The 16083-nt window shown below is 37.5% G+C and carries 11 protein-coding genes; 7 read left to right on the top strand and 4 right to left on the bottom strand.

Annotated elements, in window-relative coordinates; translation table 11 throughout:
- Window positions 1-252: 252 nt before the first annotated feature.
- Window positions 253-2226 carry an alpha/beta hydrolase family protein gene (locus AC27GZ_RS00345; protein ID WP_487092884.1) on the top strand — a complete coding sequence of 658 codons (1974 nt, stop codon included), beginning with the start codon at window positions 253-255 and terminating at the stop codon, window positions 2224-2226.
- A gap of 85 nt (window positions 2227-2311) precedes the next feature.
- On the opposite strand, the gene lysS is transcribed toward AC27GZ_RS00345, so the two are convergent.
- The 4 genes from lysS to dsbC all read right to left on the bottom strand — a co-directional run bounded on the left by lysS (window position 2312) and on the right by dsbC (window position 7715).
- A complete protein-coding gene (gene lysS / locus AC27GZ_RS00350; protein WP_487092885.1) occupies window positions 2312-3868 on the bottom strand; it encodes a lysine--tRNA ligase in 1557 nt (518 codons plus the stop codon).
- A 28-nt stretch (window positions 3869-3896) separates the two neighbouring features.
- Window positions 3897-4995 (bottom strand): peptide chain release factor 2 gene (gene prfB / locus AC27GZ_RS00355; RefSeq protein WP_487092886.1). Its coding sequence is split into 2 segments (ribosomal slippage): window positions 3897-4919 and window positions 4921-4995, totalling 1098 coding nucleotides; the frame shifts between segments, so codons are not numbered across the junction.
- A gap of 149 nt (window positions 4996-5144) precedes the next feature.
- On the bottom strand, window positions 5145-6896 hold the full coding sequence (recJ, locus tag AC27GZ_RS00360) for a single-stranded-DNA-specific exonuclease RecJ (RefSeq protein ID WP_487092887.1): 1752 nt from the start codon (window positions 6894-6896) through the stop codon (window positions 5145-5147).
- A 15-nt stretch (window positions 6897-6911) separates the two neighbouring features.
- Window positions 6912-7715: a bifunctional protein-disulfide isomerase/oxidoreductase DsbC gene (gene dsbC, locus AC27GZ_RS00365; RefSeq protein ID WP_487092888.1), complete on the bottom strand. Its 804-nt coding sequence runs from the start codon at window positions 7713-7715 to the stop codon at window positions 6912-6914.
- Between the two features lie 199 nt (window positions 7716-7914).
- On the opposite strand from dsbC, the gene fldB reads away from it, so the two are divergent.
- The 6 genes from fldB (at window position 7915) to AC27GZ_RS00395 (ending at window position 16075) form a co-directional block, all read left to right on the top strand.
- The gene (fldB, locus tag AC27GZ_RS00370) at window positions 7915-8430 is read left to right on the top strand and encodes a flavodoxin FldB (protein ID WP_487092889.1); all 516 of its coding nucleotides are present in this window, start codon (window positions 7915-7917) and stop codon (window positions 8428-8430) included.
- A gap of 86 nt (window positions 8431-8516) precedes the next feature.
- The gene (srmB, locus tag AC27GZ_RS00375) at window positions 8517-9764 is read left to right on the top strand and encodes an ATP-dependent RNA helicase SrmB (RefSeq protein ID WP_487092890.1); all 1248 of its coding nucleotides are present in this window, start codon (window positions 8517-8519) and stop codon (window positions 9762-9764) included.
- Window positions 9765-10046: 282 nt separating this feature from the next.
- Window positions 10047-10628, top strand: a complete 582-nt coding sequence (locus tag AC27GZ_RS00380; RefSeq protein ID WP_487092891.1) for an RNA polymerase sigma factor — start codon at window positions 10047-10049, stop codon at window positions 10626-10628.
- Window positions 10629-10678: 50 nt separating this feature from the next.
- On the top strand, window positions 10679-11749 hold the full coding sequence (locus AC27GZ_RS00385; protein ID WP_487092892.1) for a FecR family protein: 1071 nt from the start codon (window positions 10679-10681) through the stop codon (window positions 11747-11749).
- 236 nt (window positions 11750-11985) lie between these two features.
- A complete protein-coding gene (locus AC27GZ_RS00390) occupies window positions 11986-14841 on the top strand; it encodes a TonB-dependent receptor domain-containing protein (RefSeq protein ID WP_487092893.1) in 2856 nt (951 codons plus the stop codon).
- Window positions 14842-14971: 130 nt separating this feature from the next.
- The gene (locus tag AC27GZ_RS00395; RefSeq protein WP_487092894.1) at window positions 14972-16075 is read left to right on the top strand and encodes a porin; all 1104 of its coding nucleotides are present in this window, start codon (window positions 14972-14974) and stop codon (window positions 16073-16075) included.
- Window positions 16076-16083 lie beyond the last annotated feature (8 nt).

Consider the following 16083-nt stretch of genomic DNA (forward strand, 5'->3'; position numbering starts at 1 on the left):
TTTAATTATAGTTTTGTACGAACATTAATTTTCTAGCTTGATAATTTTATTTAATATCTGGCAAATTTCTCGTCAATAGAGAGCTATTGTTAGTAAATTTAACGCCGATCTAAGTAGAACCAGTTGCTAGAGAAACACTTGTTAAGTAAAGCTCAGGGTAATTTACTTAAAAGTTGGTAAAAATAATAGAGTATGGTTAATATATTTAGCTTAAAAATAAAAATAACCTCAAAACAAATACATGGAAAAGTAATGTTTAAAAAATCGATCTCGAAAAAATTCACCTCAAGAATACAATTAAACCTTTTATGCTTACTCATTTTCACTTGTTTTACTAGCAACTTTGCTAAAGCGAACAAAGAGGAAACGTTAACACCTTTACCTATAGAAGCCTATGGCAGCTTACCTAGAATGAGCAGAGTAAAGCTTTCTCCAAGTGGCGACGCTATGGCTATGATAGAAAATCACGGCGGCACCCTTATTTTATCGGTATACGACTTTACTACCGATATTAAAAGATCGGTATTACGCGCTGACAATATTGATGTGCGACTTAACTGGTATGCATGGGGTAACGATGATATTTTACTTGTCAGTGCTGCCTACCCTACTAGAATTCGCCAGACAAAATTTACCTCTACCCGATTATTAAAATATGACTTAACAAATGATAAGGGAGTTAAAGTATTAGTTAAGCCCAAAGCTGATAGGAAAGAGCGAGCTGCACAATTTCAAGACAATATTGTCAGTTTTCTCCCCGATGAACCTGATAAAATTTTAATGGCGATAGATTTTGAATATGCTAATAGACCTACCCTTTATAAAGTTAATATTCGCACAAACAAGCGCTCTAGAATAAAGCAATCAAGAAGTTATGTTGTAGACTGGGTAGCCGATCAGCAAGGTAAGCCAAGAATAAGCTATGGAAGAGATGAAACAAAAATTTTCTACCGCTTATATGATAAAAAAGGCAAAAAACTTCGTGATCTATGGTCTTATGAAGTGTTTGAAAAAAATGTAGTGCATGTTTTAGGTTTTGATTTAGATCCTAATATTCTCTATATTCGGGCCCTACATGAAGGACGTTACGCAATATTCAAAGTAGACCTACAAGATTCTTTATTAACCCGTGAGTTGGTTTATGCCGATCCAAAATATGATGTGGATGGCTCATTAATATATTCTCCCAAAACAGGCGAAGTCGTAGGTTTTGATCATGGCAGTGAAGGTGACAATAAAACCTACTGGGATAAAGGGTATATTGCATTGAAGAGGGGGTTAAATAAAGCTATTCCCGATTCAAAAAATACTATTATTAGTATGTCTAAAGACCTTAACAAGTACATTTTATTTTCTACCTCAAACACAACCGCAGGTGATTACTATTATGGTGACAGAAAAGCAAAACAACTCAACTACATAGCCAGTTTATATCCTGAGATTAATGAAACCAATTATGCCACTAAAAACTTAGTTAAGTACAAAGCAAGAGATGGCCTTGAAATTGAAGCTTATTTAACCAAACCTGTCGGTAGTGATAGCAATACTAAACTGCCCGCCATTATATTGCCTCATGGTGGCCCTATGGCAAGAGACTATGGTGGTTTTGATTATTGGTCAGAGCTTTTTGCAAATCGAGGCTACATAGTATTTCAACCAAATTTTAGAGGCTCATCAGGTTATGGTTATGAGTTTGAAATGGCTTCTGTTCAAGGCTGGGGAAAAGCAATGCAAGACGACTTACAAGATGCCGTGCATTGGTTAACCGAACAGAACATCATAGATAAAGATAAAGTCTGCATCGCTGGGGCAAGTTATGGAGGTTATGCCGCATTAATGGCCGCCGTCAAACACGGTGAAAATTTTAAATGTGCAGCCAGTTTTGCAGGTGTGTCTGATATTGAGTTAATTGTCGATAATTCTCGTCGTTTCACCAATAATGAAATAGTAGAAAAACAGTTTGGCACTGATGACGATGAGCTAGAGAAGGTTTCCCCTGTGAACTTTGCCCAAGGTATTAATATTCCAATATTATTAGTACATGGAACAGATGATAGGATTGTTCCAGTTCAACACAGTAGGGACATGTATGACGAACTTGAAGACTATGATAAAAACGTTAAATACGTGGAAATTGAAGATGCAAATCACTATTTAAGTGTGCAAAAGCATAGAATTCAAACTTTAGAAGCCATGGTTGAATTCTTTGACGAGCATTTACAGTAATTTATAGCAATACAACAAACCCAAAAAAAAGCCCAAGCTAATAGTTAGTTTGGGCTTTTATTTTTACTAATTATACAACTGTGAGTTATTCAACTTCCGGACGCATATGCGGGAATAAAATAACATCTTTGATGGTTGGCGAGTCGGTAAATAACATCACTAAACGATCAATACCTATTCCCTCACCCGCTGTCGGTGGTAAGCCATGTTCAAGCGCGCGGATATAATCTTCATCAAAATGCATAGCTTCATCATCACCAGCATCTTTCTCTTCAACTTGTTTCTTAAAACGTGCTGCTTGGTCTTCAGCATCATTTAACTCAGAGAAGCCATTGGCTAATTCACGGCCGCCCACGAAGAACTCAAATCTGTCAGTGATAAATGGGTTGTCATCATTACGACGCGCTAATGGAGAAACTTCCCATGGGTATTCTGTGATAAATGTTGGTTGCTCTAATAAATGCTCTGCAACTTCTTCAAAGATTTCGCAAATATATTTACCTGCCCCCCAAACTTTAGCAGCATCACCTTCTTTAACACCCACTTGTTTCGCCATCGCTTTTATAGCGTCGAAATTGTTTTCAGGATCACGCAATGCTGCTTCATCTAGATGCGGTGCATATTTTAAAATAGCATCTACCATAGACAAACGCGCAAAAGGCTGACCAAACTCATAGAAAATTTCTTTGGTCACTTCACCATCACTGTTTTTAACCGTATTTCTAACTTGCGTTGTACCTAATACATCTTGAGCTATTGTACGTAACATATCTTCGGTGAGGTTCATCAAATCATTGTAGTCTGCGTAAGCTTGATAAAACTCGATCATAGTAAATTCTGGGTTATGACGAGTCGATAAGCCTTCATTTCTGAAGTTTCTATTAATCTCAAATACACGCTCAAAACCACCTACAACCAAGCGTTTTAAATAAAGCTCTGGCGCTATGCGCAAGTACATGTCGATATCAAGAGCGTTATGATACGTTTGAAATGGTTTAGCGGTAGCACCACCAGGAATCACCTGTAACATAGGTGTTTCCACTTCAACAAAATCACGTGTTGTTAAGAAGTTACGAATACCATTCACAATTTGAGAGCGCATTTTGAAAGTATTACGGGTATCTTCATTAGTAATCAAATCGACATAACGTTGACGATATTTTGTTTCTTGATCGGATAAACCATGAAACTTCTCAGGTAATGGACGCAATGACTTGGTTAATAGTTGATACTCATCCATATTGACATAAAGATCACCTTTGCCAGATTTATGCAAAGTACCTGTGACACCAATAATGTCGCCAATATCTAACATGCCCCAACGCGCTTTAATGTCTTTTTGAACATCTTTGGCGGCATATGATTGAATACGACCAGTCATGTCTTGAAGCACTAAAAAAGGACCACGCTTTGCCATGATACGACCGGCGATACTATAGGTTTGCGTTTCTGCCTCTAATGTTTCTTTATCTTTATCACCATGAGCAGCTTGAATATCACCAGCATAATCTTTACGCTCAAAGTCATTTGGGTGACCATTAGCAGGACAGTTTTCACGGATTTTATCTAACTTACCGCGTCGCTCTGCAATCAGCTTATTTTCATCTTGAGCCGCAGGCACTGGTTGAACTTTATCATTCATGGGTTTTATCTACCTTAATCTTAAATTTTTATAAACCAGACTTTAAGCTGGCTTCAATAAACTTGTCTAAATCACCGTCGAGTACCGCTTGAGTATTGCGATTTTCAACGCCGGTTCTTAAATCTTTTATTCGGCTATCATCTAATACGTAAGAGCGAATTTGACTGCCCCACCCTATATCTGATTTACCATCTTCTAAATCTTGCTTATCTTGATTTTGCTTTTGAATCTCTAACTCAAATAACTTAGCTTTGAGCATTTTCATCGCACTTGCACGGTTTTTATGTTGTGATCTATCACTTTGACATTGAACAACCACACCGGTTGGCTCATGGGTAATTCTAATTGCCGAATCTGTTTTATTTACGTGTTGCCCACCTGCGCCTGATGCCCTAAAGGTATCGGTACGCAAATCGGCTGGGTTAATATCAATATCAATATTGTCATCAATTTCAGGGTAAATAAACGCCGATGCAAATGAAGTATGGCGTCTTCCTGAAGAATCAAAAGGTGACTTTCTCACTAACCTATGTACGCCCGTTTCAGTTCTAAGCCAACCATAGGCGTATTCACCCGTATACTTAATGGTACAACCTTTGATCCCTGCTACATCACCTGGAGTAGTTTCGACCACTTCAGTTTTAAAGCCATGCGCTTCACCCCAGCGTAAATACATACGCATCAGCATTTCTGCCCAATCTTGTGCCTCGGTGCCACCTGAGCCAGATTGTATATCCAAATAACAGTTATTACTGTCTTGTTCACCTGAAAACATACGGCGAAATTCTAACTTCACCAATAGCGCATCTAAATCTTCAACTTCAGCTTGTGCGTCATCAAAGGTATCTTGATCTTCTTCTTCAACCGCTAACTCAACTAAGCCTTCTATGTCGTCGCACCCAGTTTCTAAATCTACAATGGTGTTAACAACCGCTTCTAAATCACTGCGTTCTTTACCCAGTGCTTGTGCTCGCTCTGGCTCATTCCATACATCGGGTAATTCTAATTCACGCGATACTTCAACTAAACGTTCGGCTTTAACATCATAGTCAAAGGTACCCCCGAAGTAAGTCGGCACGTTCACGAATTTCTTTTAATTTATTTAAGATAGGGTTTATTTCAAACATAAGCCTTCGAGCATTTGCCTTTAAATATAGTCTTGGAATAAAGCCATTTAAGGCGTAAATATTCCAGCTAAAAAATAGTCGGGCATTGTAGCTTAATTGGGCGGGCAAATAAATGCTTTTTTGGGGTGTTAGCGGTTGCTTTTAATCACTTAATTGACAAGTACAATGTGCTTAACCATTAATTGCACATTACGTTTACCGCGAAATTCATTAATGTCGATATGATAAGCCAATTGTACACGTTTAGCTGCTGTATTTGGCCAAGCGTGGGTATCGATATTAAAAGCAATACCATCAAATACTTGTTCGCCTTTTTGAACCACTAGTTTTAAGTGCTTTTCGCCAACAATGCGTTGCTGAATAAGGGTAAATTCATCATCAAATAATGGCTCTGGAAAGAGTTGTCCCCATGGACCTGCATTTCGCAGCTGTTCAGCAAACGACAATGTCATGTTTTCAATGGGCAGTTCACCATCACTTAACAGCACTGACGTTAAATGCTCTTTCGTTAGCCACTGCTCAGCTACATCATTAAAAATTTGCTGAAATTTAGCAAAATCTTTAGCATAAATTGATAATCCTGCGGCCATTGCATGGCCACCAAATTTTAAAATGAGCGTAGGGTGCTGACTGGCGATATGCTCCAGTAAGTCTCTAATATGTAAACCTGGAATTGAACGGGCTGAGCCTTTAATCTCCATAGTTTCACTTGTGTCATCATTACCGTTGGCAAAGACAATACAGGGGCGATGAAATTTTTCTTTTAAGCGTCCAGCAACAATCCCAATAACACCTTGATGCCAATCTTTTTGATATAGGGCGATAGCACTTGGTAATGTTTTGTCATCAAAGTTGAGTGACTTGAAAATGCTTTCAGCCTCAACTTGCATACCTTGTTCAATTTCACGGCGAGCTTTGTTCAAATCATCTAAATCGCGCGCCATTTGTCTAGCGCTGGCTAAATCGTCTGCAAGCAAGCAGTTTATACCGTAAGCCATGTCATCTAAACGGCCAGCAGCATTAATACGTGGTCCTAATGCAAAACCAAAATCACTAGCAACCAACTGACTTTGATCGCGATTAGCAATATCAATTAATGCTTGTATACCTGGACGAGTTTGACCAGCTCGAATACGTTTCAACCCTTGGGCAACTAAAATGCGGTTATTAGCATCAAGGGGAACAACATCTGCAACCGTGCCAAGCGCCACCAAATCAAGTAATTGTGCAATATTAGGCTCAGCTATTTTTTGTTGGGAAAAATAATCCTGTTCACGACAATATTTTCTCAAGGCCAGCATTAAATAAAATGCCACACCAACTCCAGCTAATGCTTTACTTTCAAAAGGACAATCATCTTGGTTAGGATTAACAATTGCATCAGCTTTAGGTGTGCTTTGCCCAGGTAAATGGTGATCAGTAATAACCACTTTCAAGCCAAGCGTTTTAGCACGGTCAACACCAGCTATACAGCTAATACCGTTATCAACAGTCACCAATAATTGAGCCCCTTGCTGAGCTGCAATATCAACAATTTCAGGTGTAAGGCCGTAACCGTATTCAAAGCGGTTAGGGACTATGAAGTGATGATTTTGACTGCCAAACATAGTCAGTGCTGACATCATTAACGCCGTACTTGTAGCGCCATCCGCATCAAAATCGCCGACTATAACAATATTATGGTTTTGCTTTATTGCAGAAAATAATACTTCACAAGCCGGAATTAAGCCTTTTAATTGTGCGCTTTCACTCTGTACACCCAATAAATTTTTAACTTGATGATCAAGCTCTTGAGCACTTTGAACACCACGACTGGCATAAATTTGCTTTATAACCTTCGGTAAATGTTCAGGTAAGTGAGCATCACTAACAACCGGCCGCCGAGATATTGTTATGGTCATTACAGCAAACTTGTCTTAAAGGCTCATTAACAATTGCTTTAATTTTTCCGGCGGTTGATACCCCGGTATCATCATGCCATTTGATAACATCATTGCAGGCGTACCATTGACACCGACTTGACGGCCAAATAAAAACTGTTCTTCTATAGAAACATCACAAATTCGATAAGCGATATTCTGACTATTTTTGGCAGCGGTCATTGCCGCTTTAGGATCTTCTGCACACCAAACTGAGCGTAAATCTTTATAGCCATCTGTTAAGCCGCCCGTACGACTTCTGATCCCTGAACGTGGGTAAGCTAGATAACGAAAAGTAATACCAAGATCATTGTATTCAGCCATTTCCTTATGCATTTTTCGACAATAGCCACAGGTAATATCAGTAAAAACAGTAACCACATGTTGCTCATTTTCAGCAGCAAAAACAATCATATCATCTTCAAATTTCGCCATACTTTCGACACGCATCTTTGCCAAACTTTCTTCGGCTAAATCAGTGACCTCTGTAGCTATAGCGTAAACTTTACCCTGAATAAAGTAATCACCATCATAGCTTGAATAAAACAATCCTTGATTAGTTATCAATAACGCAATACCGGGGACTGGAGTCTTTTCCACTTTTTCAACTTCAAGGCCTAGTCTGTCTTTAATTTTTTCTTTTAAAAAATCACTATTGAGTTGTGTTTGATCGGGGGCTTGCAACTTCTCAGAACGATTTTGTTCAGTTTCATTATTTGCTACAGCAGTATTATTCTTAACAAAGAAAGCTCCTGCTAAAATTGCGGCTATTGCAGCAGTAATGAATACTTTATTAAACATATTTTACTTCCTAAACTTACGTCAATTATTGGCCGAAAATTATCGTTGTTATTTTTTAGACCGTTTGAATGGCAATGAAATTACAGACCTTGCCATGACTTTGCAAGATTAACTTTGCAACATTAAATTGAATTGTACTAAATGCTTTTGCTAAAATCGCCACAATCTCACCTTATAATGAAAATTAGGTTAAAATTTAATGAAAATAGGTTTATTTTACGGCTCGACTACGTGTTACACCGAAATAGCGGCAGAAAAAATTCAAGCGTTTATCGGCGAAGAGCTTGTTGAATTACACAACATAAAAGATGAACCACTCTCCAATTGCCTTGCTTATGACTTAATAATTCTTGGCATTTCTACTTGGGACTATGGCGAATTACAAGAAGATTGGGAGTCTTGTTGGCAAGATATATCAACTCTTGATTTAAGCAATAAAACCGTTGCCTTATATGGCATGGGGGATCAAATCGGTTATAGCGAATGGTTTCAAGATGCCTTAGGTATGTTACATGAGCAAGTAATAGCACAAGGAGCAACATTGATAGGTTATTGGCCAAATCAAGGTTATGAGTTTACCGCCTCAAAAGCACTTAATGAAGATGAAAGTCAGTTTGTTGGATTGTCACTAGATGAAGACAATCAATACACGTTAAGTGAACAACGTATCGAACAATGGTGTGAGCAAGTATTAGTCGAGTACTCCGAATTATAAGTTTCGAGATAAAAGCTACACGTTATCAAGAAAAAACACTATAATTGCCACATTATTGATATTCCCCAACTTTAGTGACCCCTTGTATGTTTGAGCAATTTGATCTCGACTCTGAATTATTAGCCGCAGTAAAAGCATTAGGCTACAAAAAACCAACTTCTATTCAAGACTTGGTCATTCCACATGCTATGACAGGTAAAGATGTATTAGCCTCTGCCCCTACAGGTACAGGTAAAACTGCTGCATTTTTATTACCTGCCGCTCAACACTTATTAGATTACCCTCGTACAAAACCAGGCTTCCCAAGAGTACTAATTTTAACGCCAACCCGTGAATTAGCAATTCAAATAGGTGATGACAGTGAAAAAATCACTGAGTTAACAAACCTTAAAACAGGGGTGATCACAGGTGGTGTAAATTATGGTAGCCATAGCGACATCCTAAATAGCACCACAGATATCCTTGTAGCAACACCAGGTCGGTTATTAGAATACATAGACAATGAGCAATTTGATGTACGTGATATTGAAGTGCTGATACTTGATGAAGCCGATCGTATGTTGGATATGGGCTTTCGTGACACCATCAATCGCATCGTTGCAGAAGCTCGGTGGCGTAAACAAACCATGCTATTTTCAGCAACGCTAGAAGGTGCTGGAGTTATTCGTTTTGCCAAAGATGTACTTACGGATCCCGCATTTGTTGAATCAAATCCGTCACGAAAAGAAAAAGCTAAAATTCATCAATGGCTACACCTTGCTGATAACGCCAATCATAAACTTAAATTATTGGTAAACATACTTAAGCAAGAGGGTGTTGAGCGTACGGTCGTTTTTGCCAACAAACGAGAAACGGTTCAATACTTATCAGGCAAATTATACGCAGAAGAGTTACCTTGTGTTTGGCTTGAAGGAAAAATGCCTCAAGACAAGCGTAACAAAGCCATTGAACGCTTTAAAAGTGGTGAAATCAAAGTATTAATCGCTACAGATGTTGCTGCGCGAGGGTTAGATATCAATGATATTAGCCATGTTATTAACTTTGATATGCCGCGCAAAGTAGATATTCATATTCACCGTATTGGCCGCACAGGTCGTGCTGGCGCTAAAGGAACAGCTATATCTTTAGTTGAAGCACATGATATGGCTGTAATAGGTAAAATTGAGCGCTACCAAAATGAACGACTACAACGTCGTGTGATAGAAGAACTTCGTCCTCAACACAAAGAAGCTCGAGTAGCCAATAAAAAAGCAAAAGTTAAGTTAACTACCGCTCAGAAAAAAGCAAAAGCTAAAAAACAAGCAAAGAAAAAATTAAAGAAAGCCAAATCATAACGGTTACCCTGTGAGTGTCACTAAAGTTATTAAATAATCTATTAACCTAGTTTCACTCACCTATAAAGGCCAAGAGTGCTTATCACCCTAAAGAAAATCAACGTAAAATTAAATAATTAAACATTAACTATCACTCCTCTCTATACTAACGCAAAATAATAATTTTACCTATTAAAAAACAAATACTTAGCAACCTTAAACTCTTTTCTTGAGATTAATACTTAGACTTTAGTGATAAAATAAGTTTACACTGAGTTACTGATTGTTTTTTATAAAAGAAAAATGACTAAAAAAAGTAGCAATAATAAAAATAAACTTTCTACTATCTTTATCAACTATCAAAAAACCATTAGGGGCTTTGTAAGTCGCATCGTTAAACCTGATGAAATAGACGATATTGTACAAGAAACTTTTGTACGAAGTTATGAAGCTAACCTTAAACAAGAAATTAAATATGCTCGTAGCTATATGCTTAAAACGGCTAAAAATTTAGCTTATAACCATAACGCTAAATGGGATAATAAATTTAATGATTCTATTGATGACTTTTTAGACCCTCCCACTGAATTAACCAGCTCCAATTTTGAAGATGATTATGAATCAAAAGAACGGTTTTTATCATTCTGTAAAGCAACAGATAATTTATCAGGTACAGTTCGTAAGTGCTTTATTTTAAAAAAGGTTTATGGTTTGAGCCAAAAAGAGATAGCTCAATACTTACAACTTAGTGAGAGCACAGTTGAAAAGCATGTAGCAAAAGGCTTGCTAAAAAGTGTACAATATATGAATAAGTTGAACTATCCCATAGAAGAAAGTTCTAACATAAAAATCAACTGCGTCAAAAAGAAATCTAATGAAAAATAAAGCAATAAGTTAGAAACAACTTATTGCACTAATGAGTAAGTAAATTAAGTATGCGAACCAATAATGTCCGTCAATTTCAATCTAAGGAACAAATCCAAGAGCAAGCATGCCTTTGGATTAGTCGTATGGATCGTGGCTTAAGCAGAAACGAGCAGCAAGAATTAGTGGCCTGGTGCAATCAAAATACAATTCACCACAGCACATTACTTGAAATGGCATCTTATTGGGACGATGTTTCTGTATTGAATGAGTTAAGCGGTTTATTTCCTCTAGAAAAAGTAAAACGTAAAAATACTTTTGCTTCTATTGCGGTTGCAGCAAGTATAGCTATAGTGTCTTTACTTGGCACTAATGCATTAATGAACCAGTCATTTTTGCCTTTTCTACCTTCATTTAATGAACAATCTCTAACTCAACTTAAAACACTCAGTAGTCCAATTGGTGAACAGAACAGCTTTACCATGAGTGATGGTACACACATTCAATTAAACACTGACAGTATAGTTGAGGTAAATTACACCGCATCATATCGCCAACTTACGCTAATAAAAGGTGAAGCGAGGTTTGATGTTGCTAAAGATAAATCACGCCCATTCACAGTAACTTCTGGTAAAAAATCATTTACCGCTTTAGGTACCATTTTTAATGTACAAAAAGATGACGATCAAGAAATGGAGCTAATGGTTACTGAAGGTCGAGTGTTAATAACTAAAGCAAATGAAGCTATTGAGATCATTAGAAAAGCACTTTTATCCTCTGACAAAATGGTAGAGCAACAACTACCTGGCATTATTGTTACCTCAGGTGAAAAAGCAATTATTGAACAAAACATTGCCGCACCTGTACAGAAGGTATCATTAGATCAAGTTCAACGAGATCTTGCTTGGCAACAAGGTATGTTAATCTTTGATGGTGAGTCTTTAGCTAATGCTTTAACAGAAGTGAGTCGGTACACATCAAATCAATTCGAAATATTGAATCCTCAAATAGCAGATATTAAGGTCTCTGGTTATTTTAAAGCTAATGATGTAGATGGTTTACTTTCATCGCTAAATAGTAACTTTAAAATTAGTTTCACTAAGAGTCCTAACAACACAATTTTATTAGATATAGCCCAATAAATTAGGGCTACTCACTTAAAACATTCTATTTTTTTTCTTATAAATAGCGAGCAATAATTGCTGGCTATTTACCCTCAATTAGCTTAATTTAGATACTTAAAAATAAATAAAAAAAATATAGAGGATTTCTCCTGCTCACTTGTTTATTAATACTGCGCAGTTGGCGAAAGCAGTTTCGTCTGTTTCAAAACGCAGCTAGATCAAAAAGCATTTTTTACATTTTCATTAGCGTGTTTATGATAAATGCTTCACCTGTCTATGCTGAAGATTTGATCCGCTTTGATATTGACAAACAACGAGCTGACAAAGCTTTAATTGCATTCGCTCAAAAGGCAAATCAAACGATAATATTTTCTTTTGATTTAACTAAAAAGCACCAAGCTAATGCATTAAAAGGATACCATTCAGTTTCGACAGGCCTAAAAAAATTATTAAAGGGCTCTGGCTTAATCGCTGTTGTTAATAACTCTGGTCAACTGAGCATTCAAGTTGATAAAAACAATAGAGGAATTACAACAATGAAAAATAAAACAGTAAAAGCTGCGTTAGTACCAATAGTATTAGGCGCTTCAAGTCAAACAGCTCTAGCTCAAGAGCCTGCTCAAGTAGAAGAACAAGAAGTTGAAAAAATATCCATAATAGGTAGCCGTGTTGCTGGGCGTTCTGCAGACGATCTTCCAGTACCCGTTGATATACTTTCAGCTGAAGCGTTAGCGAATACTGGTCAAACTGAAGTAGGTAGAATGCTACAAGCAATTGCCCCTTCTTTTAACTTTTCTAGTTCATCTATTAGTGATGGTACCGATGCGCTTCGCCCTGCAACGTTACGTGGCTTAGGTCCGGATCAAACACTAGTACTTATCAATGGTAAACGTCGTCACCAAGCAAGTTTAATACATATTAACACCTCGGTTGGTCGTGGTACCGCAGGTACAGATATGAATGCTATTCCTGCTGCTTCGATAAAGCGTATTGAAGTATTACGTGATGGTGCTGCAGCGCAATATGGTTCAGATGCAATTGCAGGGGTTATAAATATTGTATTAAATGATGCTGAAGATGGCGGTAAAGCGGCAGTATCTTATGGTGAATATTCTGAAGGTGATGGTGCAACCACTAACATAGACCTTTCTAAAGGCTTTGCTTTAGGTGATAGCGGTTATTTAAATACAACATTGAATTTCCGTGATAGAGGGTTTACAAATAGGGCGGGATTACATGGTTCTTGTCAGTTCTCTGGTTGTACTGAACTAGCTGATGGCAGTATGTTATTAGGTGATCCTCGTGAAGCGACAGCAACCCGAAATACATTTAGAATTGGTGATGCAGAATCGAGTCAATTTGGACTAACAGTTAATACTGGTTATCAACTGGGTGATGGTGAGCTTTATGGTTTTATCACATACTCTAATCGTGATAATGAATCAGCTGCTTTTTTCCGCCACAATGCCAACAATGGCGGTAATGCGCCGTTACAAGACGGTGATGCGACGATTCCCGCAGGCTTTTTACCTAAGATAAACTCAGATATTAAAGATGTATCATACAATTTTGGTTATCAAACTGATTTCGATAATGGAGCTAGTTTAGATTTATCTTATACCTACGGTCAAAACAATATTGACTACACAACTGGCGATACCATAAACTCATCTTATGCAAATTCATTGCAATATAATGCTGATGGTTCACTTGCGGCTATTACTCCTGATGAGATAAGAAACGCGGTTCCTCGTGAAGCATTTGCATACGGGTTAGAGTTGGCTTTATCAACATTAAACCTCGATTATACTCAAGACTTTGATTTATTTTCATTAGCTATGGGGGCAGAAATACGTACAGACTTCTATAAAGTGACTCCTGGTGATGAATATTCTTATCGTGATTATGATACTGTGCTGGGTTCAAGTTTATATCCAACAGACCGTAGTGCTGGTACTCAAGGGTTTGGTGGTATAGGTCCGATTTCAGAAGTTGATGAAACACGTAATGTTATTTCTTTTTATGCTGATGCTGAAGTGGAAGTTACCGAAGACTTTATCGTAAGTGGTGCAGCTAGGTATGATGATTATGATGGCTTTGGTGATAGTACTAACTTTAAGTTAGCAGCTAATTGGTCTATCACAGAAGATATTGCTATTCGTGGTGCAATGAGTACAGGTTTTAGAGCACCATCAATGCAGCAGTTATATTTCAATAATATCAGTACTCAATTTGTAACGAATCCAGATGATCCTACTGGCGATCAAATTGCCGTACAGGTAGGTACATTTAGAAATGATTCGAATCTAGCACAAGCTATTGGTATACCTGAGCTTAAAGAAGAAGAAGCAACTAACTTCAGTTTAGGTACTGTTATTCAAGTGAGCGATAACATTAACATTACTATCGATTGGTATTCAATTGATATTGATGATCGTATTGTGATTAGTAATAAGTTAGGGCAAGGGTTATCTCCTGCTCTAGATGCTGCCTTAACTGCCTCTGGCGCTGGCGCTGGGCAGTTCTTCCTCAATGGAGCTGATACCGAAACCTCTGGGGTAGATATTATTGCCACATGGAATACTGAGTTGCTTGGTGGTGATTTAGATTTAACTTTCGCAGCTAACTTTACTGAAACAGAAGTAGTCAGTATTTTTGCACCTGAAGATAGCGGCTTAGGTGATATTCCTCCTGAAGAAATTTTTTCAGAACAAGATATCTCTATTATTGAAGAATGGCAGCCTCAAGATCGCATTAGCTTAAGTGGCTTATACAATATTGGTGACTTTACCGTTAATTTAGCGTTTAACCGTTACGGTGAGTACACTATTACAGACGGTGGAAGACAAACTTATGGTGCTGAAGTCTTGACTGATTTACGTGTTAGTTATCAGCTAACTGAAAGCTTGTCTTTTAATGTTGGCGGTAATAATATTTTTGATGTCTATCCTGATAAAAATGAAATTGGTAACTCTCGTACTGGTACCATTGTTGATGGTAATGGCAACGTAATTGTAAATAGTCCTGGAGTATTTACGTATTCACGTCGCTCTGCACCATTTGGATTTAACGGCGCATATTTCTATGCGGGTGCTGAATACAAGTTTTAGTTAACGAAAACGAAAATCACAATTATAGCCGCTACTAACTTTAGCGGCTTTTTTATTTCTAAGATCTAGTAACTACCGCAAGCTTTGCTAGAATTGATATTAAACCACACTTATATTTAATGCTCTTATAATGCACCCCAAATACTCACGTGTACTTCGCCTGTTAACCGTATTATTTTCTCTTTTAACTATTTTTCCTGTCAAAAGCGATTCGTATAAAGAGCTTTGGAAAGCGGCAGAGATAGTTAAATCGCCAAATGATAATTATGTAAAACTCTCAGGACGATTACAGGCTGATTCAGCATGGTTTGACGGCAATAAAGGGAATTATAATGATATTACTTGGCGTCGTTTTCGATTTGGCTTCAAAGGGAAATATCAAAACTTTACCAGCACCATTGAAGCGGACATCAAGCTAGATGAGCCTATAGATAATTGGTACAACCGCTTAACAGATGCCAACATAAAATATAAAGCCAGTGATGAATTAACGCTGACTTTTTTAAAACATTCTGCAGGCTTTACCTTAGATGGTAAAACATCATCTAAAAGGCTACTCACGCCGCAACGAAATAATGTCACTAATAATATTTGGTTCACGGATGAGTATTTTTCAGGCGTTAGTGCCAAAGGTAATATTTCAGAAAACCTAACATACAACGCTGGTGTTTTTGCAAGTGATGATTCCGATGAAATAGGCTTTAACGACGCTAGCTATTTTACGTTATTAACATTAAATAAAACCTTTTCCAGCTCCACTTGGTGGGATGGTGGTGATATCAGTATTGACTATGTTTATAACGATACTCACCAAAATGCTGGCACAGCTAAACTTTCTGCCATTTATAATATTTCGGGCCACTTCAACCTAAACAACTGGGTACTTGCCCATGACTTTTCTTATGCTCAAGGAGATTTAGGACAAAGTGATATGCATGGCATAGTTATTATGCCTTCTTACCAACAATCTGAGTTAATACAATGGGTAATACGTTACACTTATTTAAACAGTACTGATGAGAATGGCTTAAAACTTGGTCGATATGAGAATAAAATTGTTAACGATAAAGGCGATAAGTATCAAGAATTATATGCAGGCGTAAACTGGCTTTTATATCAGCATAAGTTAAAGCTGCAACTTGGTTTGCAATATGCTGACATGCAAGATAAAGCTAATGATGGCGGTGAATATCAAGGTTGGGGAGTGACGTTAGCCTTTAGAAGTTATTGGTAGTATTTTTT

This window comes from Colwellia sp. SU-HH00943 (assembly GCF_057546125.1).